Consider the following 26,487-nt stretch of genomic DNA (forward strand, 5'->3'; position numbering starts at 1 on the left):
TAGTGTTACAACAGATTTCCTTTAATTTGAAAATATTGTCATTTTCGATCTTTTTGATTTCTATATAATTTTAATACCCAGCGATTTTTACATATAAAAAAAATGGCTGTGATGTTTCCTCACAGCCATTATATATATCAGAAGTTGTTAATTAACTTTTAAAGTTAATAGCAGCCTGTGCTGCCGCTAGGCGTGCAATTGGAACACGATATGGTGAGCAGCTCACATAGTTCAATCCTACACAATGGCAGAATTCGATAGAAGATGGTTCACCGCCATGCTCACCACAAATACCGACTTTCATTCCCGGACGGGTTTGACGGCCTTTAGTCACAGCAGATTGTACAAGTTGTCCGACACCTTCCCTATCTATAGCCTGGAATGGATCTATTTTTAGAATACCTTTCTCTAGGTAAATAGGTAAGAATTTACCCACATCGTCTCGTGAGAACCCAAATGTCATCTGAGTGAGGTCGTTTGTTCCCAAAGAGAAGAATTCAGCAGATTCGGCGAGTTTATCAGCTGTAATAGCGGCACGAGGCGTTTCCACCATTGTTCCTACTTCAAAATCGATTCTATCTCCTAGTTCGGCAAATACCTTTTCAGCAGTACTGCGAATGATGTCTTCCTGGAATTTCATTTCAGTCAACGACGTAGTCAATGGCACCATGATTTCAGGATGTGTTTTTATTCCTTTTTTCTTCAGTTTCAGAGCAGCTTGCAGAATTGCTCTTGTCTGCATTTCAGTAATTTCAGGATAAGTATTTGCAAGACGACAACCACGGTGTCCGAGCATCGGATTCATTTCTTGCAATGATGAAATCTTTTGTTTTATCTTACTTTCAGAAATTTGCATTGCCTCTACCATTTCCTCCAAACCCTTCATATCATGAGGCAAGAATTCATGCAACGGTGGGTCCAGTAAACGAACTGTTACAGGAAGTCCTTCCATAGCTGCGAATATGCCTTCAAAGTCTTCTTGCTGGAGAGGAAGCAGCTTTTTTAATGCTTTTTTACGTTCTTCTACATTGTCTGCCAAAATCATTTCACGCATGGCAATGATCTTATCTCCTTCGAAGAACATGTGCTCTGTACGGCATAAACCAATTCCTACAGCTCCAAAGTTGTGGGCAACAGAAGCATCGTGTGGAGTATCGGCATTCGCTCTCACTTTCAGGCGGGAATATTTGTCTGTAAGCTTCATCATTTCGGCAAAGTCAGCACTCAATTCGGCGTCTTTTGTTCCTACCTTACCATCATAGACTTCTCCTGTAGAGCCATTGATAGAGATCCAATCACCTTCACGATACTCACGATCATCAATCATCAGAGAACGTCTCTTATAATTGATACGGAGATCAGACACACCGGACACGCAACATTTACCCATACCACGAGCAACAACGGCAGCGTGAGACGTCATCCCTCCGCGAGCCGTAAGGATACCTTCGGCAACAGCCATACCCTTTAGATCTTCGGCGGCAGTTTCTATTCTGACAAGGATAACTTTTTTATTCTTATGATGACTTGTTTGCCATTCAGCATCATCGGCAAAGAAAACGATTTGTCCTGTGGCTGCACCCGGAGACGCAGGAAGTCCCTTAGCAATAACTGTAGCAGCTTTTAACGCCTTAGGCTCGAATACAGGATGAAGCAATTCATCTATCTTCTGAGGTTCAACACGCAACAAAGCTTCTTCTTCGGATATCAAACCTTCGTTCAACATATCCATGGCGATTTTTACGGCAGCAGCACCTGTTCGTTTTCCACTACGTGTCTGAAGCAACCATAGCTTGTTGTCTTGTATTGTAAACTCAAGGTCTTGCATGTCTTTATAATGCAATTCAAGCTTTTTCTGAATTTCATTCAGACTCTTGTAAGCTTCAGGCATTACTTCCTCCAGAGACAATCCTCTTTGCTTTCTTTCTTCTTCAGTGATGCCCTGTTGTCTTGCCCAGTCATAAGAACCCTGTAAGGTAATCTGTTGAGGAGTACGTGTACCGGCAACCACATCTTCACCTTGTGCATTGATAAGGAACTCACCATTAAACCGGGCTTCTCCTGTAGCAGCATTACGAGTAAATGCTACTCCCGAACCGGAGTTATCATTCATATTACCGAATACCATTGCCTGCACATTAACAGCGGTACCCCACTCGGCTGGAATATTATTCAGTTTGCGATAAAAGATAGCACGTTCGTTCATCCAGCTTTCAAATACAGCCATGATGGCATTCCAAAGTTGTACCCATGGATCTGTTGGAAAGTCTTGTCCGGTCTTTTCTTTTATTATTTTTTTGAAACGTACAACAAGCTCCTTCAAATCTTCTGTTCCAAATTCTGAATCTTGTTTTATACCTTTCTTTTCTTTCAGTTCATCTATAATTTCTTCAAAAACATCTTCATCATCCTTTTCTACAGGTTTCAAACCCATTACCACATCACCGTACATTTGTATGAAACGACGATATGAATCCCAAGCAAAGCGAGGAGTCTGTGTCTTACGCGCAATGGCTTCTACGGCTTTTTCGTTTAATCCTAGGTTTAAGATTGTATCCATCATCCCCGGCATGGAAGCTCTTGCTCCCGAACGAACCGAAACGAGAAGAGGGTTTTCATCATCACCAAATTTTGGTCCTCCCACAACACGCTCGATATGATGTATTGCTTCTTTCACCTCATTTGTAAGAAGTTTAATAACATTTTCTTTACCTTCCTTGTAAAATAAATTGCACACTTCTGTAGTGATTGTAAATCCCGGAGGCACAGGTATCCCCATTAGACTCATTTCTGCCAAATTAGCACCTTTTCCTCCTAGTAACTCCTTCATTTTCGCGTTTCCCTCGGTAACTGTACCGCCAAAGACATAAACAGACTTTCCACTCATACTGTAACGATTTTAAAAGGTTAGATAATAGTATTTAACATGTTCATGATATTCGTATAGTGCAAAAATCGACTGACTATCTGTTACAATCAATCGATTTCAATATTATGAAAAAATAACCGGATAACAAAGTATTTTAGAGTAATTTAATATGGTTATAAAACATAATAATCCCGACAAGACACCTTGCCGGGATTACATGAAAATATTATTTTTTGTAAGCGAAACCTCGCTTTTTAACAAATATACACTATCCTATAACATGCATTGCATCCAACACTAATTTTAGAAGGAATAATACTGCAATGACGTACACTGTAACAGATACATCTTTTGATTTTCCGCAAAAAACTTTGATAAACGCAAAGCTTAACATACCGAAAACAATACCTTCTGCTATACTGTATGTAAAAGGCATAAACACGATGGTAAGGAATGCCGGCAAGCCTTCGCTCATGTCGCTGAAATTGATCTTAGCAACAGACGAAATCATAAACAAACCAACAATAATCAAAGCCGGTGAAGTTGCAGCAGCGGGAACCATCAGGAATAATGGTGCAAAAAATAGAGCTAAGATGAAAAACAACGCTGTACTTACAGAGGTAAGTCCGGTACGACCGCCCGATGCTACACCCGATGCACTTTCTACATACGCAGTAACTGTACTTGTACCAAGTATAGAACCCACGGTAGTACCTAGAGCATCAGAGAACAGGGCTTTCTTCATTTGAGGGAAATTTCCGTCTTCATCTGCAAGTCCTGCTTTTGAGACCACACCGATCAATGTTCCTACTGTATCGAATAGGTTTACAAACAACAAGGTGAATACAACGATAACCATGTTGACAGACAAAATATGATCCCACTCAAACTGAGCAAAGATAGGAGCGATAGATGGAGGTGTATCAATCACATTTCCTTCGGGTAATTTAACATCTCCCAAAATAAGACCAAATATAGTTGCTACAACGATCCCTATCAGAATAGAACCATTTACATTTCTTACAAATAGTACAGCTGTAACAAATAGCCCTAAAAAGGCAATCCATATACTGTGTTGAGAAAAATCTCCTAATGCAACCAATGTAGCAGGACTTGACACTACGATTCCTGCGTTTTTCAACCCAATCAGTGTTATAAACAGCCCAATACCGACAGGTATTGCATCCTTCAATACTTTTGGGATACTTTTTACGATTAGTTCACGAACATTGAAGAACGTAAGTAGTATAAATATAATCCCTTCAATAAATACTGCTGTAAGTGCAAATTGCCAAGAATATCCCATTACACCGCATATTGTGAATGCAAAAAATGCGTTCAACCCCATTCCGGGAGCTTGTGCAATTGGCAATTTAGCATATAATGCCATCATAAGGGTGGCGAAAATAGTTGCCAAGGCTGTAGCAGTAAACAACGCATCTTTATCCATCCCTGTAGTAGACAATATACTTGGGTTTACAATCAGGATATAAGACATAGTAAGGAAAGTGATAAGACCCGCAAGAAACTCTTTGCGTATAGTCGTATTATTTTCCGAAAGCTTAAATGTTTTTTCTAGTAAGTTTTTCATATTCTATTAATGATCAAAAGTTCCACTTAGCAGCAATAGTCGGATTTATATATGCTTTATCTTTAGCTATCAAGAAATTATTGCTTATCTCTATTTCGGTACCTAAGGACAAGTTCGAATTAACATTATACCAGAATTGCGGTTCTGTAAGCAGAATTATTCTTTTACCACCTCGGTCTACTCCGTGAACCGGATTTTTATCCTGAGTCCAAACATCAAGGAATCCACATACAGTGAATTTATTATCAAAGAGATTAGCTCCCCATGTTACTGTCCACTGAACATCGTTACTTACTCTCTCAAAAGCATTGTATTTATACACTAAATAAGTTCCAAGATTTACCCCTTTAATATTTGTAGCATAAGATGCTCCGGCTAAGTAGGCATTTGCGATAGAAAAACCAAAGTTGTTAGCATTTCCTACTCCACCATTAAACTCTAAGTGGGCCATGATCGGGCTTTTTCCCAACTTCAGGTCGCGGGCAATTTCAAGGTACATAGTTCCTATATTTCCTCTGCTTTGGTTGAAATCCAAATCGACAAACATGAAAGTAGAACCCCATTTGTCAGGTTTGAACATCTCAAAGGTTGCAGTAAAATAGTTTTTTCCAGAAATCTTGTCTCCATGTAGGGCATGACGTGGATCGAAATGTAACTGAAGATTCTGTGCCGAAACATAGAATGAAGCCATTAATACGATTAATGTGAATAGTACCTTTTTTGCCATATTATTAGAATTTATTATTAAAAATGCAAAAATAAGTAAAAAAAAGAATTAAATATTTGTCGAAGGAGATTTAACAATCGTTTTTTTTCAACAATATGTAGAATCCTTTCCCAGCTTCGTTTTTTAGTTTTAAAATAAATTATGAGTAAATTTTTATTTTTTATTTTGAAATATAAAAAAATGTCATACCTTTGCACCGCAATCACAGAAAACGGGATGTAGCGCAGTCCGGTTAGCGCACCTGCTTTGGGAGCAGGGGGTCCCAGGTTCGAATCCTGGTATCCCGACGAAATGAGAAATTTATAGAATAAAAAAAGTCACTGGTTTAGTGACTTTTTTTGTTTTATACGGATTCACTGAAATTTGTCTTGTGCTTATACTATTCGTTAAAATGGATCATGCCGTATTCTTGTGGACTAGGCATAAATATTTGTAAGTCTAAATAAAAAGTAGGGAATATTCTTCACCCCTCTCAGTGTAGCCCTGAAGGCTTTTATTTTGGCATTGAAACTTTCAGCTGCAGCATTAGTTGAGCGGTTTGTGAAAAAGTTAAGTATTGTTCTGTAATGATTTCCGATGGTTCTTTTTACGGTTTTGAACTGCTCAAAACCAGTTTCTTCCACTTTCCTAAACCAATGAGCCAAGCGGGTAAAAGCAAGCGTTCTATCTTTTGTGGTGTGGTAAATATGCCTTAATCCCATTGTCAGTTTATAGGCATCTTCCAATTGCGGATAGTACTTAAACAATACCTCTGCTCTGAATCGTTGATTAGGTGTCCATTTGTTCTCTGTTTTAAATAAAAGATAGCGGCTTCTTATAAGTAGCTGAGCTCTGGTATCGCCATTGTCAAAGATAGTTGGAGTATATGCTAACTTGCTTTGTTTAGCCAATTCCCGTTCTTTGTTCTCTAAATCAAGAGCCTGCCATCGAAAGGCTATACGCATATCCTGAAGAGCTTCACTAGCCAGTTTTTGAACATGAAAGCGGTCTGTGACAATGGCAGCTTTTGGAAAGCTTTTACGAACAATCAATTCCATATTGGCAGCCATATCTAAAGTTACTTCCTGTACTTTATTACGAAGTCTTTCTTCTATCTGTTTGAGAACACCGATAACATCTTCTGCTTTTGTACCCTTGACAATAGCTACTAATGCTCCTTTTTTACCTTTTGCTGCTTTGTTGGTAATAATGGTATATAGTTCGTCGTAAGTCAGGGCAGTTTCGTCTATACTTAGATGTGATCCAATGTTTTGGGGAAACACGAGCCATTTGTCAGCATGCTCACGTTCAGACCACTGATCAAAGCCTGATAAATGACAACGATACCATTCTTCAAGCTTTTTACCGTTAATGTTGAAGAATTTGCCTAAGGTAGAACAACTTACTGGTTCTGTATCAAGATAATCCTTTTAAAAAAAGCAGCAAACTCTGCTGTTAAATGAGTACCACCTGCAATTACTGACCAATCTCGCATATAAGGATTACCTGATAACTTATTCTGCCAGCGACGACGACGTACACGTAGAATTAAGCTTTTGCCTCGAAGGGGAAAGTCGTGAATATCGGTTGAAGGATAAAAGCCTTTGGATATAAACAGATTGTCTTTATTCTCTTGGGATGATAATACTTTTTCATCTAAATGAAGCATAATGACTTTTTCTAACGTATTAACTTCAACTACTTCAAAGTAATTCAACAACCCTTCGGGTAACAATAATTCATAGCCGCTTTGCATGATACAAAACTAGATAAAAGATTAATCCTCCACAAGAATACGGCATGATCCGTTAAAATTTGCTTTTATCTGGATAAAAGTTCTCCCAAATAACTAAAAGGGAGGCCTATAGACTAGCGAATTCAACAATAATTTACCTTATCCTATTTCGCATAGAATTTTGAAATTCACATCATCATGTTGAAAAACATTCATACTTTCATAAAATAAAAAGAAGAAAATATAGTTATTTCAGGTATGACTTAACCTTTTTCATAAAGCCTTTCTGATCTTCTATTGTTTCAATCTCTGTATACCTATTGAACGTTGACACATAATCAACAAATATTTTCTTTATCTTTTTATTCAAATCCCTCATATTATTGAACTTTCCAACATTAATTTTAGCCAAAAAATCGATATATAAATTATCATCTAGTTTATCTTCAAATTCTAAATTAAATTTACGAACAATACTTTTTACTCTAAATTCTACAAATTTTCTTTTGTCTTCATCATATAGTAAAGTAAATAATCCTTTATAATCGAACCTCGAACGTAATTCTGGTGAAATAGTTTTTTGAAAATTTTCCTTACTAATATTGGATGTAAAAACTATAATAAACCCATTAATATCAATTTCATCAGCAAGCGAACTTATTATTTTACCACTTTCTAATACATCTAAAAAATAATTGAATAATGTTGCATTTGATTTTTCAAATTCATCAATTAAAATTATGCCTATATCCGTATCTCGCACTCTTATAAATATTTCACCATCATCACTGCCAATATACCCCCTTGCACTGCCGATCAACGAACTCAATGAGAACTCACTACTATAATTTCCAAAATTAACTTTTGCTAATTTACGTTTGCCACCTAAGCATTTATAAATTGTTCTTGCCACCTCTGTTTTTCCAACACCTGACTCTCCCATTAAAAATAAAGACAAGACTTTGTGTTCACCTAATTTATTGAAAACAATAAAGTTATTTACAAGCTCCTCAAAGTCGTCTTTAAATTTCTCATGACCATATAAACTGCTTCTAAAATCTTTTAAGAAAGCATAGAGCTCATTTTCTTGCAAATCAATTATCTTTTTATGCTTTGATTTAGATGCTTTAGTTATATGTTATAATGTATCATCCGGCTCTTTGTTATTTTCTACTATCTCGACATTCTTAAAATTAAGAAAACTATACCTTAGTCCATATTTCAGTGTCTCTTCATGCTTCTTGTCTGCTATAAATATAGTTTCGAAATCCATAAACTTTTTTATAAGCTGTTCCCCTAAAGGCTGAACATCATTATAGCCAGCGGCTAATGCGGAAATGTCTATAATTTGACTTTTATAATCAAATTGTTCAAAAAAATCATCATTACTCAAGTTAATTAGAAAGTCACTTATACTTATTATAGCATATCCTTCATTTTGCTTTTGTTCTTGATATATATAAAAATTCTCTCGCTCAAAAAACAGAAGTTCTTTTTTCATACCTAATTATTGGTAATATTTACATTTTGAATAATAGCTAACAAATCGATATAATGATAGTCTTTTCCATCACCAGAACTGACAAAAAAGTTCATATCAGAGGACTGACAAGGATATTGACTCTCTTGAATTTCATCATCCTCTGTATTTGATTTTTCTTTTGAAATTTTTTTTAAGTTACTCACTTCTTGTAAGAATTGGAAAGAATTTTTTAGATTATCTATTTTAATTTTTCCCTTATACAACCCAACAATAGAGACTTTCCCAACAAAGAGATCATCGATACTATACGAACTTTCAAATTCATTTTCAAAAGTCATGGGTATTTTAATTAAAATATTATCTGAACTATCAAAAACAGAACCTTTTATCTTATACGCGTAATCTTTAAAAATAGAGTTGAATAAACTTGTAAAATCAACACCATTTGCTCCTGGCAACCCCATATCTTTAAAAGCTCCACTTCCAAAGAGTTTTATTGTTCTTAGTTCCGCTTCGTTTTCTAATGACAATTTGACATCTTCAAGCATTATAAGCTCACCTTCTTTAATAGTATTAAATGAACTAAGAATAGTACTTTTTTCAACAACCTCATTTAGTATGACAGACTTAGTGGTTTTTATCTCAAAACTTTCAAGCACTTTCTTTGAATCTTCATTTTTCGTTTTTCGGCCTCCTTCTCCCCCTATATCAAAAATATCAAGAATCTTTAAACCAGCTTTTGCTTTCAAATCAGTCTCTTTCACCCCTTGTTCTTCTTGGCTTATTTCCCTTGCCTTAGCAATAATATTGCTTAACATCATTTTTATTTCATAAACTTTTGGCAAATTGATATAGTAAATATTGAATATCATGTTTCTTTTTTATTTATTTTTTACCTCTCCCCATACTCTCCAATCTTCCCCTCTCAAATCTCCTTTTGTAAGCACAAACCGAAGATTGTAGTGGGCTTCATTATTATTTTCTTACTATTCAAAGATATATAAAAAATGAAATCCGATATTAACAATTATAAACTATTTTTTATCATCCCATCATCCCGACCAGAGGGGAGAATATTATTTGATGCTTTGCAGAAGAATAACACTAGCAGATACAGACCAATTCCTATAATTACAACAGCTTAGTTAGAGAACGTTAATTCGTACAGCAAGAAAGTTTCTATTCTAACTTTTTCTCTTTTTTACACTAAATCTGTGTATTTTTGCATCCACAACAACAAAGATATGATAAGTAAGCAACACAAAGATATTGCCCAATGGTCTATGCAACTGGCTCTGGCTAATGGATGCCAAGGAGCTCGGGTTTCAGTAATCACGGCAAACAACAACTCTTTCGAATACAGAAACACTCAATTAGATAAACTTCACCAAAGCAGTGAAAACAAACTCTATATAGAATTATTTATAGATGGCAGATACGGCTCATTTTCTACCAATCGGATAGAAAAAGCAGGATTAGAGTCTTTTATAAAAGAAGGTATCACGTCTACTAAATATTTATCAGAAGACCCCTTTCGCCAACTGCCCGACACGCAAAGATATTTCAGAGGAGACGAAACTGATTTAGACCTCTGTGACGGAAGCTTTGAGTCCATTCCAACAAATGAGAAGTTAAATCTTATAAAGCAGTCTGTAGACGAAATACATGGTAGCGACAATCGTATAATCTCTGTCACCTCGGCATACGACGATGGCGTAGGAGCAGAATATATGATTGCCAGTAATGGATTTGAAGCCGAATGTGTAGACTCAGCGTTCAACCTGATGGTAGAAGTATCACTGAAAACGGATGGTGACGCTCGTGCCGAATCCTTCTGGTACGACAGTGCTGTATATTGGGAAGATCTGAAAAAAAGTGGGATAGCAAAAATTGCATTCAACAGAGCATTACGCAAGATCGGGCAACAAAAGATAAAATCGGGCAAATATGACATGCTGTTAGACAATACTACTTCGTCGCGCATATTATCTCCGCTTATCAGCGCAATGTACGGGACAGCACTTCAACAGAAAAACTCTTTTCTATTGAACAAAATGGGAGAAAAGATAACGGCTGATATCTTTACCCTTTACGATACACCACATCTAAAACGTTCCTTTGGTGCTCGATGGTTTGATGGTGAAGGCGTAGAAACAAAGGATAGAACGATTATAGAGAAAGGTATGCTGCAAAATTATTTTATAGACACATACAATTCTCTGAAAATGGGAGTAGCACCTACCATATCTTCCCCGTCTATTCTTCAAATGTCTTTGGGAGAAAGAAACTTTGATGCCATTTTGGCATCTGTACAGAAAGGTATATGGGTCACCAACTTCAACGGCGGTAACAGCAACCCTACCACCGGAGATTTTTCGTTTGGCATAGAGGGCTTCTTGATCGAAAATGGAAAGATTTCTACTCCTTTAGGAGAAATGAACATAACCGGAAATATGCTGTCCCTTTGGGATAGCCTTACAGAAGAGGGAAACGATCCCCGTGAGACTTCCTCTTGGCGCATTCCATCGCTTTTATTCAACAATGTAAACTTTAGCGGATTATAAATATGAAACCGTTCCATATCCTAGTTCTATTATTATTACTCCCTATATGTATATTTTCTCAAGCTCCTGCTACCGAAATACGTGCCGTTTGGCTAACAACAAACTGGGGTCTCGACTGGCCTACCCAGCATACCAGCGTTAAGGCTCAGAAAGAACAATTAAAAAAAATTCTGGATAAATTACAGGAAGCGAATTTCAACACTGTCCTCTTTCAGGCAAGAGCACAAGGTTATGTTTTTTATCGCTCCAAGATAGAACCTCTCAGCTCATATTTCAATCATGAAGACAATTTCGACCCGTTGGCCTTCGCTATAGAAGAATGTCACAAGAGAGGGATGGAATGCCATGCATGGGTTATAGCCTACCCTATGGACAAAGCCACAGTGCGATATAAAGGCAAAGGAAGGCGAAGAAAAGCCACCGTTGTGCAAAACAAACCATCATATTATAAGGCTATAGGAGAAAGGTGGTATCTCGACCCCGGAATGCCAGAAACACGCAATCTGATAGTATCGATAGTGAAGGAGATCGTTCAGAATTATGATGTAGATGGCATTCATTTCGATTATATCCGCTATCCGAGCAACTCCCGCAAATTTCCCGATGACGATACCTACCGAAAATATGGAAACGGGATGAATCTATACGATTGGCGTAGGGAAAACATCAACAAGCTGATCAGTGAAGCATACGATACGGTAAAGGCTCTAAAAAAATGGGTACAAGTGAGTAGCTCTCCTTTAGGCAGATACAAAGTTCTGCCGGAGGTTTCACCCAACGATGGATGGACAGCTTATGAAACAGTGTTTCAGGATGCAGGACATTGGCTAAAAAGTGGAAAACACGACCTACTTTTCCCAATGATGTATTACCGTGATCATTATTTCTATCCGTTCCTTAACGACTGGATTGCAAATAGTAGCGGAAGGCTTATTGCTCCGGGACTGGGTGTTTATCAGATGGATGAATTAAAGTGGCCGCTACAAGATATTACGAACCAGATGCAATACATTCGGGATAAAAAGATCCCCGGAGCAGCATATTTCAGAACAGCGAATGTTCTCAGCAATCTGAAAGGGGTTTTAGATTCTATACACACCTACTACCCTACTCCGGCGAAGCTACCGCCATTGACATGGCTAAACAACATTGCGCCGAATTCTCCAACTGATCTACAAGTCTTTAAAGACAAAGACAACAAGCTAAACATTAAATGGAATCCGCCGACAGCAGATGGAGATTACACATATACCGTGTATGTATCTGACAAAGAACCCGTGGACACCAACAATGCAGGTAATATATTATCAACAGGTCTACGAACAAATAGCTATGCTTTTACAATCAAAGAGGGCGATTTTGGGTATTATTATACCGTAACAGCTTCAGACAGATACCATAATGAGAGCACGGTTACCTTTCCTGCATTTTTCTCTCATTCAGCAAATGAGCAATAGACAGCCATCAGGTGAGTTTTGACTTCAGTCATAATTTATAAGGAAATCATAAAAAAAGAAAATCAACAGATTTACAATAAAACTGCTGATTTATATATTTTCAATACAATAATACTATCCCTTATTACGCTATGGAAGTCGGTGGCACTATGGCATCCTTTAATTGATTGATTGTCTTATGAAGAATCGGATGCATGTATTCCCCTGCAATCTCAGCTAAAGGAAATAAAACAAAAGACCTTTCGTGAATATGAGGGTGCGGTAATTTCAAATCTGCAGAATCCAGAATTACATCTTCGTATAACAAGACATCAATATCTATAATCCGGTCGGTATATCTTTCACCCTGAGACTTAACATCTCTCCCCATCTCTTTTTCGATCCATTGAGTAGCCTGCAAGACTTCAATAGGAGTAAGTTTAGTCTGCACTCTGCATGCAGCATTCAAGAACTGATTAGCAGACTCAAAGCCGACAGGCTCGGTAATATAAAAAGCGGAAGTGGCGATCACCTCGCCAATCCGCTCTTCTATATGATCTATTGCATTATCCAGATTTTCTCCTCGGTCTCCCAAGTTGGAGCCAAGTCCGAGATAAACATTATGCTTTTTTTCTTTTTCGAGTATCATCAAATGATAAGCATTGCGTCTCCGTAAGTTCCGAATTTATATTTTTCCTTTACAGCGATTTCATATATATCCATTATACGGTCATACCCGCCAAATGCTGCAGTCATCATCAATAATGTAGACTGAGGCAAATGAAAATTAGTAACCATAGAGTCGGCTATACCAAAATCATACGGAGGGAAAATAAACTTATTTGTCCACCCTTCATTTGTTTTCAGGTAACCATCTGTACTCACTATTGTTTCTACAGCTCTCATCACCGAAGTCCCAACGGCACATACTCTACGACCTTCATCTTTTGCTTTGTTGACGATATCTGTCGCTTCCTGAGTAATAAGCAATTGCTCCGAGTCCATTTTATGCTTTGTAAGATCTTCTACGTCAATATCTCTATAATTACCCAAGCCCGAGTGCAAAGTTATATATGCAAAATGAACACCTTTAATTTCTAAGCGTTTCATTAACTCACGGCTAAAGTGAAGTCCGGCAGCAGGAGCTACGACAGCACCTTCGTTTTTAGCGAATATAGTCTGATAGCGATCCTTATCCTCGGGTTCTTCACCCCTGTTGAGGTATTTAGGGATTGGAGTTTCACCAAGAGCATAAAGTGCTTTTCTGAACTCTTCGGATGGACCATCATACAAAAAACGAAGCGTACGTCCACGCGAAGTTGTATTATCTATAACTTCGGCAACCATTGAGTCATCGTCACCAAAATACAATTTATTTCCTATACGTATTTTACGCGCAGGATCAACAAGCACATCCCACAAATGGAATTCCTCATTTAACTCACGCAGCAAGAATACCTCTATTGTAGCCCCGGTCTTCTCTTTATTTCCATATAAACGGGCAGGAAAGACTTTCGTATCGTTGAAAACAAAAACATCTTTATCGTCGAAATAGTCAATAATATCCTTAAAACTTTTGTGTTCAATACCCCCGGTTTTACGGTTGACAACCAACAAGCGTGACTCATCCCTGTTCTTTGACGGATGAGTGGCGATCAATTCCTCTGGAAGATCAAATCTGAATTGAGAAAGTTTCATGTTTCTTTATCTAAATTTATTATTTATCAATAATTAGTGCGTCCACAAATTCTTCTATCTGGCTTCCCTCAATACACTGATCAAGAGTAACCTCTCCTATTCGTGTTCGCTCCAGTGCGGTAAGATGTGCACCTGAGCCTAACGCAACTCCAATATCTCGAGCCAAAGCTCTGATGTATGTACCCTTGCTACATACCACTCTAACTTTTATTTCGGGAAAGGAATAGTCGAGAAGCTCAATTTCATCTATAACCAACAACTTTGGCTTCAACTCTACGTCCTGCCCTTCTCTCGCAAATTCGTATGCTCTTTTTCCATCCACCTTACAGGCAGAATATGTTGGCGGCACTTGCTCTATTTCTCCAATAAAATCTTTAAGTTTAGCCTCAACCAGCTCCTGCGTTATATGTTCTACGGGGAAGACTCCATCTACTGCTGTTTCCAAATCAAATGAAGGAGTTGTTTCTCCAATCTTTATCGTTGCAATATATTCTTTAGTCTGATATTGAAACGATTCTATCAACTTTGTCTTTTTCCCTGTACAAACGATCATAACACCCGTAGCCAGCGGGTCTAGAGTGCCGGCATGACCGACTTTTAATTTCTTAATACCCAGCTTGCGGCATAATTTGTTTCTCAATTTGCGCACAAGGGTGAATGATGTCCAATTTAGTGGCTTATTAATATATAAGACCTCTCCTGATATAAAATCCATTATACTGTTAATTCGTGTCCTGCCAGCATAAGGATTAGAATAATTCCTCCAACTACAATTCTATACCAGCCAAAAAGTTTAAATCCATACTTGGTTACAAATCCTATAAAGAATTTGATAGCCAACAGCGCTACTATAAACGCTACTACATTTCCTATTATAAGAACAGTCATATTATCCAATAATATGCTGAAATCAAAATCAAATGCTCCTCCATTGGGTGCTTTTATCAGCTTATACACTTTCCATCCGGTAGCAGCAGCCATTGTAGGAACTGCAAGGAAGAAGGAAAATTCTGCTGCATTTTTTCTACTCAAACCCTGACTCATTCCCCCTACGATGGTAGCCATAGAACGAGACACTCCGGGAATCATAGCTATGCACTGAAAAAAACCAATTATAAAGGCATTCTTATATGTTATTTCTTGAGAGTCTTCTTTCGGCTTATTAAACCATTTGTCTACAAACAGCATCAGAATACCGCCAAGCACCAACATGATAGCTACAACTGTTACACTTTCGAGCAATTCATCTATTTTATCACTAAAGATCAATCCTAAAAAAGCAGCCGGAACAAAACCGATCAGCAACTTCCAATAGAACTCTAATTTATAAAACAAATAGCTGAATATATTTTTAAAATCCGCTCTTAATCTATCATTTCTAAAGCGAAAAAAGCGGTTCCAGTATAAAACAATCACAGACAAAATCGCACCAAATTGTATAATAACAGTGAAAGCCTTTACAAATTCGCTACTTTCAATACCTAAAAGACTTTGAGCAATAATCATATGCCCGGTTGACGATACTGGAAGAAACTCGGTAAGCCCTTCTACAATAGCAATTATAATTGCCTCAAAAATACTCATCGTTATTTATTAGTTTTGTAATTAATCAGTTGTGCTCTTTGTTCTCTTCAGCTAAACTCTTACGACGAGGATACAGTATTCCGACAATCATCAGTAAGAACCCTGCAAGACACACCATTGGAGCCACAACGATTCTCTTGGCACTAAAGATATCCGGTTCAAATCCGCCTTCGATGCTGGAAGATGGCCCTGTCATCAGGATAAACCCAACTATAATAATTACAACCGACACTGCACAAATGATGTAATTTAGCTTGCCAAAAGCAAAATCTTTCTTATCCATATGTTTTAAACGTGATAAAGTTTATTTGTAGTCATTCTTAAATACCTATTCACCGAAAATGCTGTGGCAAAAGCCGCTATAAGTATGCCAAAGATAAGGACAAGCCCATATACAATCAACAATTCGTACATTTTCACAATAGACAGCATATCAGGAATTATGCTTGTAATATAATATATTACTCCCGTAATAGCTAAATTCGCCAAGATAGCAGCAACAACACCACTAATTATCATACGCCACATAAAAGGCCATCTGATAAAAGAGTTTGTCGCACCCACCAATCGCATCGTATTTATTAAAAATCTCTTCGAATATATATTCAGCTGAATAATGCTTCGTATCAGTGTAAACGAAATGAGCACAAGTATCACAGCTAGTATAGCCAATATAGTTCCAATTAAAGAGAGTTTAGAGTTTGCATTTATAATATCACTTTCATTATAAAGGATATTATTTACTATCTGAGCGCCTTTTAGATTATGAACCTTAAGGCTTGCTTCTACTTTTTTTATACTGTCTGGATTGACATAGTCAGACTTTATAAAAACATCGAAATAGGCATGAGCAGGATTATATCCTAACACCTCTTCGGGATCTCGACCAAGATCTTCTACCAGCTGTTTTTTTGCCTCATCTTTGCTGATATAGACGACAGACTTAACATACGGATTTGCATTCAAGTTTTTCTGTATCTTCGTGATAGAAGCATCATCTACATTTCCGGCAAGCTCTATCGATATACCCATATTCTCTTTCAGATACGAACCTATGCCTTTAGCGGTAAATCCTACCAAAAAAGTCAAACCCAAAAGAAAAAGAACAAGAGTTATACTAATCGTAGTAATGACCCCTGTAGTAAATAATGATATCGTTTTATACTGATGCTTATCAGACATATTGTACAAAGACAAATAAGTAGTATTTAGTGAATGAGTACAAAACACCCAAATTCGCTGCAAAGAAACAAAATAAATACATCTTATAGTAGTATTTTTATCTTTTTTAATAAATACTTCTTTGCAATTAAAGAATAAACACTATTAAAACTCCATTTGTTTTGGTTTATTGCTTAATTTAAGACTTTGAAACACTTCCATCAGACTAAGACTATCCTCAACTCTGATAGTCGTTACCTATAACATAATAAAATCACAAAATTCGCCCTGCTAATGACTATACAGGCTCAACATGTAAGCATAGGAATTTTATTTTTTTATATATCGTTAGATTGACATTCAGGGGAGGAAAAATATTTTTTGTTAAAAATAGCCTTATATTTGTGTTTATCATTTATTACAAAAGCTCATATAACTTAATAAAATATCATGCAGACAGAATTAACCAAATCAAAATTGAATCCAACAAACTTCTCCGGGAAAGTAGATGGTAAAGATGTAAAAATGTACGTGCTATCCAACAAGAATGGATTGGAAGCAACCGTCATTAATTACGGAGCAAAAATAGTATCCTTATCTGTACCTGACAAAAACGGCGAACTGACCGATATTGTACTCGGACATAATAATCTGAACGAGTACCTAAACTCTGAAGAACCTTACTTTGGAGCTGTATGCGGACGAACAGGAAACCGTATTGCCAAAGGAAAATTCACGCTTGATGGCATTACATACGAATTGGCAATAAACAATGGACCGAATAACCTACATGGTGGACTGAAAGGCTTTAATGCTGTGGTATGGGATGCAAAACAAACAGATCAACAAACATTGGAGCTGACATATCTATCCAAAGACGGAGAAGAGGGATTTCCGGGCAATCTGAATGTAAAAATGATCTATAAGTTGACAGATGACAATTCGTTTGATATAGACTACGAAGCCACAACAGACAAGGCGACCATTTTGAATCTTACAAATCATTCATATTTCAATCTTTCGGGTGAGGGAGATCCTACTATAAACGATCATATTCTAGTCATGCCTGCCTCTAACTATCTCCCAACGGACAATACTGCTATTCCTTACGGCAAGGCTGAACCTGTAAAAGGAACTCCGTTCGACTTCACTACTCCTCATACCATCGGAGAACGAATTGAAGAAGACTTCGAACAGTTGCATTTCGGGAAAGGCTACGACCATACAATGGTATTGGACAAAAAAGAGGATGAATTGGCCTTAGCAGTAGAATGTTTTTCTCCGAAGTCAGGAATCCAAATGAACATCTCAACTACCGAACCGGGTGTTCAGATATATACAGGTAACTGGATGACAGGAAATTTTGAAGGAAAACACGGACACCGTTATCCGATGGGTGCAGCGGTATGTTTCGAAACTCAACATTTTCCGGATAGTATCAACAAACCGGAGTATCCGAGTGTGGTACTCAGACCCGGAGAAACATTCAAAAGTAAAACTGTACATCGATTTACAATAAAGAAATGAGATAACCTTTATCATTCAAGATGGAGCGAAGAATACATCAATAAAAGATAGCCTTTTCGCTCCATTCTTATTCATAAATTAAATAAGATATTGTTTGGTGGAACACAAACATATAATCTCTTAATTCTGCAATATGAAAACCAAAGCCCCGATCAAAAAAGTAAACATTGTTATTGATTGTGCCGATGCTGGAGTTATGTCCGGGTTTTATAGCAAGATTTTAAACTGGCAGTGCAAGCATCCTCATGCAAATGGTTGGGCAGCTATAACATCTCCCACCGGCATGGTGATAGCTTTTCAGGAGACAGAAAATTATACTCCTCCGGTCTGGCCTTGGCAAAAAGGAAAACAAGGGCAAATGCTACATTTAGACTTTTATGTGGAAAACCTGGAAGAAGCTGTACAATTTGCGGTAGAATGTGGAGCAAAACTTGCCAGCGAACAAAACTACAAAACTTCAAGAACAATGATCGACCCGGCAGGGCATCCCTTTTGTCTTGACACCGATGAACCCGAATAAGTAAGATTATTAATTATTTCCTTAACCTCACAAAGTCAACAGAATGCCCTTCTCCCTTGTGAAGTATTAGGTTGGCTCTTTCCTTTGTCGGCAGAATATTTTTTCTCAGATTTTTACGGTTAATCTCTCGCCAAATCGTTTTCGCCGTTTTCATCGCTTCCTTCTCCGATAGCTCAGAGAAGCTCTTGAAATAAGACCGAGGGTTGGTAAATGCCCCTTGTCTGAATTTCATAAAACGGGAAATGTACCAATCTTCGAGCAACTGCTCTTCAGCATCTACATAAATAGAGAAGTCGACAAAGTCGGATACAAATATCCTTGGCTTTTCGCTCGGGTAATCCATTCCGCTCTGCAATACATTAAGACCCTCGAGTATCAAGATGTCGGGCTGCTCAACGATATCATATTCGTTAGGGATAATATCGTATACCAAGTGAGAATATCTCGGCACCTCTACCCGATCTTTACCTGATTTTATATCTGTCACAAATTGAAGAAGACGCTTTATATCGTATGATTGGGGAAATCCTTTTTTCAGCATTATCCCTTTTTCTTCGAGAGTCGCATTCGGATAAAGGAATCCGTCTGTAGTTACCAAAGACACTCTTGTGTTTTCTTTCCATCGGCTAAGCAATGCTTGCAAGACACGAGCAGTAGTACTTTTCCCTACCGACACACTACCGGCAATACCTATTATAAAAGGAATCTTCTGTACTCTTTGATTGAGAAATCGCATCAATACGGACTGCCGGCTCACACGTGCATGCACATAATAGCTTAACAGACGGGATAGAGGCAGATAAATATCCTCAACTTCATCTATCGACAATTGGTAGTCAATCCCTTGTAGGGTTAACAGTTCCTCATAGGTGAGAGTCATCGGTTCGGAGTCACGTAGCGCAGCCCACTGTTCGCGAGTGAAAATCATATAAGGACTAATAGGAAGAGTTGCCATTTGTTTACTATTGAAAACTGCGACAAAGGTATGCAAAAGTTATAAGCCGAATGTTATATGTCGTACATTTTAAGTTTTTCTCTTATAAGTAGAATAGTGTGATACATGAGCATTACATCATGCTTTAGCTGAAAAGTGAATGAATATATGTCGAATATGAAAAACATCCCGATCACGTCGTAGCATAGAGTTTGTTTTCTAATTATTTATTTATCAAATTGTCACTTACACGTTTTTTTAATACATTTGCACCTCTAAAAACATAGAAACAATTAAATATTAATCTTATGATTACTGCAGACCAACTCAAAGAAGTGTTGGAGCGCGAGGACGCGCTGAGGAGGTATCTTTGACGTCGATGCGAAAAAAATACAACTAGAAGAAGAAGAACTAAGAACTCAAGCTCCGGGATTTTGGGATAATGCAAAAACAGCAGAAGCTCAGATGAAAATTATACGTGGGCTGAAAGGCTGGATAGAAGGCTATAATGAAGTAAAGGCCTCAACAGATGAGCTACAGCTTGCATTCGATTTTCAGAAAGAAGGTATTACTACCGAAGAAGAGGTGGACGAAGCATATAAAAATGCCCTAAGCCTTATAGAGAATCTCGAATTGAAAAACATGCTTCGCCGTGAGGAAGACAAACTAGGAGCTGTATTAAAAATAAACAGTGGTGCAGGAGGTACCGAAGGACAAGATTGGGCTTCGATGCTATTTCGCATGTATCAACGTTGGTGTGAAGACAAGAAGTATAAAACGACTATAACCAACTGGCAAGACGGCGATGAGGCCGGTATAAAAACAGCAACCTTGCAGGTTGAAGGCGAATATGCATACGGATACCTCAAGTCCGAAAATGGAGTTCACCGTTTGGTACGAGTATCCCCATTCAATGCACAAGGAAAACGTATGACTTCGTTCGCATCTGTTTTTGTCGTTCCTTTGGTGGACGATACTATAGATATTGACATCAATCTGTCTGACATTACATGGGACACATTCCGTTCGAGTGGAGCAGGAGGACAGAACGTAAATAAAGTGGAGACAGGTGTGCGTCTACACTATAAATACAAAGATCCTGAAACCGGCGAAGAAAAAGAAATCGTCATCGAAAACACAGAAAGCCGCTCTCAGTTTGGAAATAAAGACAATGCGATACGCTTACTGAAATCTCAATTGTATGAATTAGAGTTGGAGAGACGTAGCCGCGAACAGTCGAAAGTAGAGGCCGGAAAGAAAAAAATAGAATGGGGTTCTCAAATACGAAGCTATGTGTTTGATGACCGCCGCGTAAAAGATCACCGGACAAATTACCAGACATCAAATGTAAATGCCGTGATGGATGGGGATCTGGATGATTTTATCAAAGAATATTTAATGGAATTCGGCGAAGAAGCCTGATTCTGTTCATTATAAATCTTATAGTTATGACAAGAAAGACATATTTAAAATGTGTCTTTCTCTGTATTGCTGCACTATCAGCATTGCAGGGAAATGCACAAAAGAAAGTATTAGATCATACGGTCTACGATTCGTGGAAAAGTATATCCAATATTAGTATTACAAATGACGGCATTTATACGGCGACCGTAGTCAAAGAACAAGAAGGGGATGATTATCTTCTGATTAGTAATCTCAAGACAAAGCAAGAGCTGAAAATTCCACGTGCATATACCTACTCAATAGCGCCGGATCAGAAACACATAATAGCGCAGATCAAAGCTCCTTATGCAGCAACACGCCAAGCCAAAATAAAGAAAACGGCCGATGAAAAGATGCCAAAAGATTCTTTAGCCCTAATTTCACTGGACAAACTTATAGTTTCTAAAATTCCGAATGTAAAGAGCTTCAAAATAGGAAAAGATTTTTCTGATTACATTGCTTATACAATAGACGACACATTAAAATCTAAAGATAAAAAAGAGCCTAAAGCCCTCACGCTTGTACTGCGCAATCTTTATACATCGAAAGAAGATACCATAAAAAATACCACAGAATATATTTTTAGCCGCAATGGTAAAAGCTTTGCGACAATATTGAAGCCTTCAGCAAAAGATACGGTTAATAAACCGGGTGTCCTTTTTATCGACCTGAATAATTTGCGCAAGGATACGGTTTCTATAAATAAAACAATTTATAAGAACCTTACTTTATCCGAATCAGGTAAGAAGCTGGCTTATCTAGCAACATCAGATAGTCTGAAAAAGGAAATTAAAGATTATAGTCTTTTTTACTTTGATCCGGCTTTAGACTCTGCAAAAGTAGTTACTGATAAGAACACCACAGGCATCCCTGAAAAATGGACTGTAAGTGATAATTATACTCCACTGTTCAGTAAAAATGAGAAAAGATTATTCCTAGGAATAGCACCTATTGTCTTACCCAAGGATACGACTATTCCCGATTTCGAAAAAGCAAAGCTTGACATCTGGCACTGGCAAGAACCACTTATCCAACCTCAACAGCTTGTACAGTTGGAAAAGAAACAGAAGCAAACATTTCTGTCTTGCATTGATCTGGAATCAAATACATTCTATCAATTAGCAACAGAGGAGATACCCGATGTTAGTATCTCTGACGAAAATAACGGGCAATATGCCATCGGAACTTCAGACCTGAAATATCAACTAAAGACTCAATGGGACTATCGTGCAAATCAGGAGAATGATATCTGGATTTTCGATTTAAACAATCATACAAAAAAGCAGATCAAGAGCGGATTACAAGCTAGGCTTATGCTTTCACCACTGGGCAACTTTCTGGCTTGGTATGATATAAATACCCTTCAGTACTATGCCTATTCGATAAGAGATGAGAAGGAAGTTTGTTTGACTGATCAATTGAATGTAAATTTCTGGGATGAGAAAAACGACATCCCTACAGCTCCTTCTCCATACGGATATGCAGCATGGATGGAGAATGACGCCGCTTTACTTGTTTACGACATGTATGATATCTGGAAATTAGACCCGACAGGAATAAAAACTCCTGAGAATATTACGAAAGGTTTAGGCAGAGAAAGAAAAGTGACATTGCGATATATCAAAACCGATCCCGAAAATAGGTTTATAAAACCAAACGAAAAACTACTTCTCTCGGCATTCGACAATACGACAAAAGAAAATGGCTTTTATGAATTAGCTAAAAACAATATTAAGCCGTTGACTATTGCAAAATACTCTTATAGCACACCTGTAAAGGCAAAAGACAAAGAAGTATTTGCTTATACGAAAAGCAACTTTAATACCTCACCTGATTTATATTTTACAAGCAATTTATGGAAAACTGAGAGCAAGCTTTCCGATATAAATCCGCAAATGAGAGAATACAACTGGGGAACTGCCGAGTTAATGTCATGGACTACATTTGATGGGAAAACAACGCAGGGAATAGTATACAAGCCCGAGAATTTCGACCCGAACAAGAAATATCCGGTGATGATTTACTTCTACGAAAAGCATTCGGACGAGCTGTATCAGTACTTCCCTCCTGCTCCAAGCCGCTCTATTATCAATATACCGTTTTACTGTAGCAGAGGTTATATTGTTTTCACGCCCGACATACAGTACACAACAGGACACCCTGGTGAAAGTGCTTACAATTCGATTGTATCAGGAGCTGAGGAGTTAGCAAAAAACACATGGGTAGATAAAGCCAATATGGCTATACAAGGGCAAAGTTGGGGAGGATACCAAACCGCTTATCTGATTACACGCACAAATATGTTTAAGGCTGCCGGCGCAGGGGCTCCCGTATCCAATATGTTTAGTGCATACGGAGGTATACGCTGGGGCAGTGGAATGAGCAGACAATTTCAATATGAACAAACACAGTCTCGAATAGGTGCTACGATGTGGGAAGCTCCCGAACTTTATAAAGAAAATTCACCGATATTCTTTGCAGACAAAGTGCAAACACCACTCCTGATCATGCACAACGATAACGATGATGCTGTGCCTTGGTATCAGGGAATAGAGTATTTTATGGCTTTACGCCGTTTGGGAAAACCTGTATGGATGCTACAGTACAACAACGAAGCCCATAATTTGAAAGAAAGAAAAAATTCGAAGGATTTAAGTATACGCCTGCAACAGTTCTTTGATCATTATCTCAAAGGAGACCCAATGCCTGTATGGATGAAAACGGGTGTTCCGGCTACAGAGAAAGGAAGGACGTATGGATTTGATTTGGAATAAGAGATACTAATAGAGAGAGAAAAATAGGCTGGGAATTATCCAGCCTATTTTTTTATATCACTTCCACTCCTTGCTCTTTCAGCAAGTTGAGACCAATATCTTTAAGTTTAAATTTCTGTATTTTTCCACTTCCTGTTAGAGGGAAAGAGTTTACAAAAAAGATATATTTCGGAATTTTGTGACGAGCTATTTTCCCTCTACAAAAGGCTTTTACATCTTCAGGCAGGAGATCTGCACCCTCTTGCAATATAATGAAAGCACCGACTTCCTCTCCATATTTTTCGGAAGGTATTCCGGCTACTTGAATATCCTTTATACCTTGCATGTGATAAAGATATTCTTCAATTTCACGGGGATAGATATTCTCGCCGCCCCGTATTATCATATCTTTAATACGTCCCGTAATACGATAATATCCATTTTTATCTTTGACACCCAAATCGCCCGAATGCAACCAACCCTCTTTGTCTATTACTTCGTTTGTCGCCTCAGGATTCTTATAATAACCTTTCATCACAAGATACCCACGACAGCAAACCTCCCCTTGCTCCTCTATAGCACATTCTTCGCCTGTATCAGGATTTACAATCTTCACTTCGGTATATGGGTACTCCCTGCCAACAGTCGTACAGCGTACTTCAAATGGGTCTTCGGTAGTAGAGTGCGTCATTCCCGGAGAAGATTCAGTTAACCCGTAGACACTTGTAATATGTGTTACATGGAGCTTTTCTGTTACTTGGCGCATTAGCTCTATAGGACAAAGTGCCCCTGCCATAATTCCTGTTCGCAAAGAACTGACATCAAACAAATTGAACATCGGATGATTAAGCTCTGCAATAAACATTGTCGGCACTCCGTACAAAGCCGTACATCGTTCTTTATGTATAGATGCCAACACAACTAACGGATCAAAACGTTCAACCATTACCTGAGTAGAGCCATGAGTTAGACAGTTCATCGTAGCCAAGACAATACCAAAACAGTGAAACAGAGGCACGCATACACACAATTTATCATCCGCTGTAAACTGCATAGCCTCGCCTGTAAAGAAGCCATTATTTACGATATTATAATGAGTGAGCATTACACCCTTAGGGAATCCGGTAGTACCTGATGTATATTGCATATTCACGACATCGTGACAATTTACGGTGCGCATCGTTTTATTTAAAATATCACACGATATATTTTTACCCAACAACAATATCTCGGCAGTATTATACATTCCTCTGTATTTCTCCTGCCCGATAAAAACGATATTCTTCAATTTAGGGAAACGCTCTACATTGAGATAGCCTCGCTGAGTTGTTTTTAACTCGGGTGCCATTTCATAAACCATATCAATGTAGTTCCCATCGAAAACACCTTCGGTAATGCAAAGAGTATCTATATCTGCATTATCGACAATATATTCTAATTCGTGCTGCTTATAATTGGTATTGATCGTAACCAAAACCGCTCCAATTTTGGCTCCGGCATACAAAAAAGTCAACCAGTCGGGAACGTTTGTAGCCCATATACCGACATGAGAACCGGGCTTAACCCCTATAGCCAAAAGCCCTTTAGCCATATTATTTACCCGCTCATCAAAGTCTTTCCATGTGAAACGAAGATCTCTGTCTGAATATACTATATATTCTTTTTCGGGAGTTTTTTCTGCCCAATATTCGAGCCATTCTCCTATTGTTCTTTCCGATAGTTGCATTTTATGATTTTTGAAGGTATTATCATAAAGGAGTATAAATCACCGCTAAAATCTTAGCTCCACTTTCACCTCCGGCATGTACATGATGGGATACGATAGAATCATAATAAATGCTATCCTCTTCTTCAAGCCAATATACATCAGTGCCATAGTTTATCTCAACAACACCTTCGAGACAATAAATAAATTCTTCACCTTCATGCGTGGAAAGAATAAAATCAACACCCTTTTTTATTGGCTCAATCTGTATAACAAATGGCTCCATGTGTCGCCCCGATTTTGTAGAAGACAGAGAGTAGTAATCCATGTGTTTAACAGAGGAAGTATCTTTTGTAGAAAAGCTTATACTCTTGTTGTATTCTTCTTTGCGAGATATTACAGGACCCGACTCATCCACGTCATCAAGAAAAGTACCCAATCTTACACCTAATACACGGGCTATCTTTATCAGCGGAGCCAAAGAAGGAATTCCTCCTGTCTCTTCTATTGTAACAACTTGCTTCTCGTCTAAGCCTGAACGCTCTATCATATCAGCAAGAGATATTGATTTCGATTCGCGGATTTCACGAATCCTCTCCCCGATGCGTTTATTCGTTTTCATGAATAGATAGTATGTTTATTATTTATTTTTAGTGTGATATACAAAAATATGATATTTCTTTAATTAGTATGACTAATAGTCAAGAGGATATTAAAAAACCCTATCATAAATATATTTCTTTAACACAACTCTTTCACAAACAAGAAATCCAAGCGG

General features: G+C 37.9%; 23 protein-coding genes and 1 tRNA gene. 7 read left to right on the plus strand and 17 right to left on the minus strand.

Annotated elements, in window-relative coordinates; all coding sequences use genetic code 11:
- Positions 1-151 precede the first annotated feature (151 nt).
- The 3 genes from ppdK to LDB17_RS08360 form a co-directional block, all read right to left on the minus strand.
- On the minus strand, positions 152-2,887 hold the full coding sequence (gene ppdK, locus LDB17_RS08350) for a pyruvate, phosphate dikinase (protein ID WP_252637919.1): 2,736 nt from the start codon (positions 2,885-2,887) through the stop codon (positions 152-154).
- 250 nt (positions 2,888-3,137) lie between these two features.
- Positions 3,138-4,460 (minus strand): NCS2 family permease, encoded by a 1,323-nt coding sequence (locus tag LDB17_RS08355; protein ID WP_252637920.1) that lies wholly within the window; start codon positions 4,458-4,460, stop codon positions 3,138-3,140.
- 13 nt (positions 4,461-4,473) lie between these two features.
- The gene (locus LDB17_RS08360) at positions 4,474-5,187 is read right to left on the minus strand and encodes a DUF5020 family protein (RefSeq protein WP_252637922.1); all 714 of its coding nucleotides are present in this window, start codon (positions 5,185-5,187) and stop codon (positions 4,474-4,476) included.
- 212 nt (positions 5,188-5,399) lie between these two features.
- On the opposite strand from LDB17_RS08360, the gene LDB17_RS08365 reads away from it, so the two are divergent.
- A tRNA-Pro gene (locus tag LDB17_RS08365) sits at positions 5,400-5,474 on the plus strand.
- 129 nt (positions 5,475-5,603) lie between these two features.
- Here the strand turns inward: LDB17_RS08365 and LDB17_RS08370 are convergent.
- The 5 genes from LDB17_RS08370 to LDB17_RS08390 form a co-directional block, all read right to left on the minus strand.
- Positions 5,604-6,449, minus strand: a complete 846-nt coding sequence (locus LDB17_RS08370; protein ID WP_291102409.1) for a transposase — start codon at positions 6,447-6,449, stop codon at positions 5,604-5,606.
- A 119-nt stretch (positions 6,450-6,568) separates the two neighbouring features.
- Complete coding sequence (locus LDB17_RS08375; protein WP_291102407.1) at positions 6,569-6,922, minus strand: hypothetical protein; 354 nt, start codon at positions 6,920-6,922, stop codon at positions 6,569-6,571.
- Between the two features lie 226 nt (positions 6,923-7,148).
- Positions 7,149-7,994 (minus strand): AAA family ATPase, encoded by an 846-nt coding sequence (locus tag LDB17_RS08380; RefSeq protein WP_393924989.1) that lies wholly within the window; start codon positions 7,992-7,994, stop codon positions 7,149-7,151.
- 45 nt (positions 7,995-8,039) lie between these two features.
- On the minus strand, positions 8,040-8,402 hold the full coding sequence (locus LDB17_RS08385) for a hypothetical protein (RefSeq protein ID WP_393924990.1): 363 nt from the start codon (positions 8,400-8,402) through the stop codon (positions 8,040-8,042).
- 2 nt (positions 8,403-8,404) lie between these two features.
- Entirely contained in the window at positions 8,405-9,256 is an 852-nt protein-coding gene (locus tag LDB17_RS08390; RefSeq protein WP_252637926.1) for a hypothetical protein, read from the minus strand.
- A 372-nt stretch (positions 9,257-9,628) separates the two neighbouring features.
- Here LDB17_RS08390 and LDB17_RS08395 point away from each other — a divergent pair, with 372 nt between their 5' ends.
- Together LDB17_RS08395 and LDB17_RS08400 are read left to right on the plus strand one after the other, a co-directional pair.
- Positions 9,629-10,948 (plus strand): TldD/PmbA family protein, encoded by a 1,320-nt coding sequence (locus tag LDB17_RS08395; protein WP_252637927.1) that lies wholly within the window; start codon positions 9,629-9,631, stop codon positions 10,946-10,948.
- A gap of 2 nt (positions 10,949-10,950) precedes the next feature.
- On the plus strand, positions 10,951-12,405 hold the full coding sequence (locus LDB17_RS08400) for a glycoside hydrolase family 10 protein (RefSeq protein ID WP_252637928.1): 1,455 nt from the start codon (positions 10,951-10,953) through the stop codon (positions 12,403-12,405).
- Positions 12,406-12,529: 124 nt separating this feature from the next.
- Here LDB17_RS08400 and folK read toward each other — a convergent pair whose 3' ends face one another.
- From folK to LDB17_RS08430, 6 genes are read right to left on the minus strand one after another with little or no spacing between them, the layout of a single operon-like run.
- Positions 12,530-13,033 (minus strand): 2-amino-4-hydroxy-6-hydroxymethyldihydropteridine diphosphokinase, encoded by a 504-nt coding sequence (gene folK, locus LDB17_RS08405; RefSeq protein WP_252637930.1) that lies wholly within the window; start codon positions 13,031-13,033, stop codon positions 12,530-12,532.
- The gene (queA, locus tag LDB17_RS08410; RefSeq protein WP_135105569.1) at positions 13,033-14,082 is read right to left on the minus strand and encodes a tRNA preQ1(34) S-adenosylmethionine ribosyltransferase-isomerase QueA; all 1,050 of its coding nucleotides are present in this window, start codon (positions 14,080-14,082) and stop codon (positions 13,033-13,035) included. The genes folK and queA overlap by 1 nt, the downstream gene beginning before the upstream one ends.
- Positions 14,083-14,101: 19 nt before the next feature.
- The gene (gene truB / locus LDB17_RS08415; RefSeq protein WP_252637932.1) at positions 14,102-14,797 is read right to left on the minus strand and encodes a tRNA pseudouridine(55) synthase TruB; all 696 of its coding nucleotides are present in this window, start codon (positions 14,795-14,797) and stop codon (positions 14,102-14,104) included.
- On the minus strand, positions 14,797-15,666 hold the full coding sequence (locus LDB17_RS08420) for an undecaprenyl-diphosphate phosphatase (RefSeq protein ID WP_252637933.1): 870 nt from the start codon (positions 15,664-15,666) through the stop codon (positions 14,797-14,799). The genes truB and LDB17_RS08420 overlap by 1 nt, the downstream gene beginning before the upstream one ends.
- 25 nt (positions 15,667-15,691) lie before the next feature.
- Complete coding sequence (locus tag LDB17_RS08425) at positions 15,692-15,949, minus strand: DUF3098 domain-containing protein (protein WP_252637934.1); 258 nt, start codon at positions 15,947-15,949, stop codon at positions 15,692-15,694.
- Between the two features lie 5 nt (positions 15,950-15,954).
- Positions 15,955-16,848, minus strand: coding sequence for an ABC transporter permease (locus tag LDB17_RS08430; protein WP_252637935.1), 894 nt, complete (start codon positions 16,846-16,848; stop codon positions 15,955-15,957).
- 429 nt (positions 16,849-17,277) lie between these two features.
- Here LDB17_RS08430 and LDB17_RS08435 point away from each other — a divergent pair, with 429 nt between their 5' ends.
- Together LDB17_RS08435 and LDB17_RS08440 are read left to right on the plus strand one after the other, a co-directional pair.
- Positions 17,278-18,354: an aldose epimerase family protein gene (locus LDB17_RS08435; protein WP_252637936.1), complete on the plus strand. Its 1,077-nt coding sequence runs from the start codon at positions 17,278-17,280 to the stop codon at positions 18,352-18,354.
- 133 nt (positions 18,355-18,487) lie between these two features.
- Entirely contained in the window at positions 18,488-18,874 is a 387-nt protein-coding gene (locus LDB17_RS08440; RefSeq protein ID WP_252637938.1) for a VOC family protein, read from the plus strand.
- A 13-nt stretch (positions 18,875-18,887) separates the two neighbouring features.
- Here LDB17_RS08440 and coaA read toward each other — a convergent pair whose 3' ends face one another.
- A complete protein-coding gene (gene coaA, locus LDB17_RS08445; protein WP_252637939.1) occupies positions 18,888-19,829 on the minus strand; it encodes a type I pantothenate kinase in 942 nt (313 codons plus the stop codon).
- 287 nt (positions 19,830-20,116) lie between these two features.
- Here coaA and prfB point away from each other — a divergent pair.
- Together prfB and LDB17_RS08455 are read left to right on the plus strand one after the other, a co-directional pair.
- Positions 20,117-21,230 (plus strand): peptide chain release factor 2 gene (gene prfB, locus LDB17_RS08450; protein ID WP_135105557.1). Its coding sequence is split into 2 segments (ribosomal slippage): positions 20,117-20,179 and positions 20,181-21,230, totalling 1,113 coding nucleotides; the frame shifts between segments, so codons are not numbered across the junction.
- 26 nt (positions 21,231-21,256) lie between these two features.
- On the plus strand, positions 21,257-24,025 hold the full coding sequence (locus LDB17_RS08455) for a S9 family peptidase (RefSeq protein WP_252637940.1): 2,769 nt from the start codon (positions 21,257-21,259) through the stop codon (positions 24,023-24,025).
- Between the two features lie 52 nt (positions 24,026-24,077).
- Here LDB17_RS08455 and LDB17_RS08460 read toward each other — a convergent pair whose 3' ends face one another.
- A complete protein-coding gene (locus LDB17_RS08460) occupies positions 24,078-25,730 on the minus strand; it encodes an AMP-binding protein (protein ID WP_252637941.1) in 1,653 nt (550 codons plus the stop codon).
- Between the two features lie 22 nt (positions 25,731-25,752).
- Positions 25,753-26,331: a helix-turn-helix domain-containing protein gene (locus tag LDB17_RS08465; protein ID WP_252637942.1), complete on the minus strand. Its 579-nt coding sequence runs from the start codon at positions 26,329-26,331 to the stop codon at positions 25,753-25,755.
- Between the last annotated feature and the right edge of the window lie 156 nt (positions 26,332-26,487).

Origin of the sequence: Dysgonomonas sp. Shenzhen-Wh21 (assembly GCF_043392705.1) — a bacterium.
Taxonomy (GTDB): Bacteria; Bacteroidota; Bacteroidia; order Bacteroidales; family Dysgonomonadaceae; genus Dysgonomonas.

What these genes read in the sequence shown, in the direction of transcription:
- LDB17_RS08465 (WP_252637942.1), bottom strand. Translation starts at nt 26,331, where the DNA reads ATGAAAACGAATAAACGCATCGGGGAGAGGATTCGTGAAATCCGCGAA.
- truB (WP_252637932.1), bottom strand. Translation starts at nt 14,797, where the DNA reads ATGGATTTTATATCAGGAGAGGTCTTATATATTAATAAGCCACTAAAT.
- LDB17_RS08400 (WP_252637928.1), top strand. Translation starts at nt 10,951, where the DNA reads ATGAAACCGTTCCATATCCTAGTTCTATTATTATTACTCCCTATATGT.
- folK (WP_252637930.1), bottom strand. Translation starts at nt 13,033, where the DNA reads ATGATACTCGAAAAAGAAAAAAAGCATAATGTTTATCTCGGACTTGGC.
- LDB17_RS08455 (WP_252637940.1), top strand. Translation starts at nt 21,257, where the DNA reads ATGACAAGAAAGACATATTTAAAATGTGTCTTTCTCTGTATTGCTGCA.
- LDB17_RS08395 (WP_252637927.1), top strand. Translation starts at nt 9,629, where the DNA reads ATGATAAGTAAGCAACACAAAGATATTGCCCAATGGTCTATGCAACTG.
- LDB17_RS08360 (WP_252637922.1), bottom strand. Translation starts at nt 5,187, where the DNA reads ATGGCAAAAAAGGTACTATTCACATTAATCGTATTAATGGCTTCATTC.
- LDB17_RS08375 (WP_291102407.1), bottom strand. Translation starts at nt 6,922, where the DNA reads ATGCAAAGCGGCTATGAATTATTGTTACCCGAAGGGTTGTTGAATTAC.
- LDB17_RS08425 (WP_252637934.1), bottom strand. Translation starts at nt 15,949, where the DNA reads ATGGATAAGAAAGATTTTGCTTTTGGCAAGCTAAATTACATCATTTGT.
- queA (WP_135105569.1), bottom strand. Translation starts at nt 14,082, where the DNA reads ATGAAACTTTCTCAATTCAGATTTGATCTTCCAGAGGAATTGATCGCC.
- coaA (WP_252637939.1), bottom strand. Translation starts at nt 19,829, where the DNA reads ATGGCAACTCTTCCTATTAGTCCTTATATGATTTTCACTCGCGAACAG.
- LDB17_RS08430 (WP_252637935.1), bottom strand. Translation starts at nt 16,848, where the DNA reads ATGTCTGATAAGCATCAGTATAAAACGATATCATTATTTACTACAGGG.
- LDB17_RS08420 (WP_252637933.1), bottom strand. Translation starts at nt 15,666, where the DNA reads ATGAGTATTTTTGAGGCAATTATAATTGCTATTGTAGAAGGGCTTACC.
- LDB17_RS08435 (WP_252637936.1), top strand. Translation starts at nt 17,278, where the DNA reads ATGCAGACAGAATTAACCAAATCAAAATTGAATCCAACAAACTTCTCC.
- LDB17_RS08460 (WP_252637941.1), bottom strand. Translation starts at nt 25,730, where the DNA reads ATGCAACTATCGGAAAGAACAATAGGAGAATGGCTCGAATATTGGGCA.
- ppdK (WP_252637919.1), bottom strand. Translation starts at nt 2,887, where the DNA reads ATGAGTGGAAAGTCTGTTTATGTCTTTGGCGGTACAGTTACCGAGGGA.
- LDB17_RS08355 (WP_252637920.1), bottom strand. Translation starts at nt 4,460, where the DNA reads ATGAAAAACTTACTAGAAAAAACATTTAAGCTTTCGGAAAATAATACG.
- LDB17_RS08390 (WP_252637926.1), bottom strand. Translation starts at nt 9,256, where the DNA reads ATGATATTCAATATTTACTATATCAATTTGCCAAAAGTTTATGAAATA.
- LDB17_RS08440 (WP_252637938.1), top strand. Translation starts at nt 18,488, where the DNA reads ATGAAAACCAAAGCCCCGATCAAAAAAGTAAACATTGTTATTGATTGT.
- LDB17_RS08385 (WP_393924990.1), bottom strand. Translation starts at nt 8,402, where the DNA reads ATGAAAAAAGAACTTCTGTTTTTTGAGCGAGAGAATTTTTATATATAT.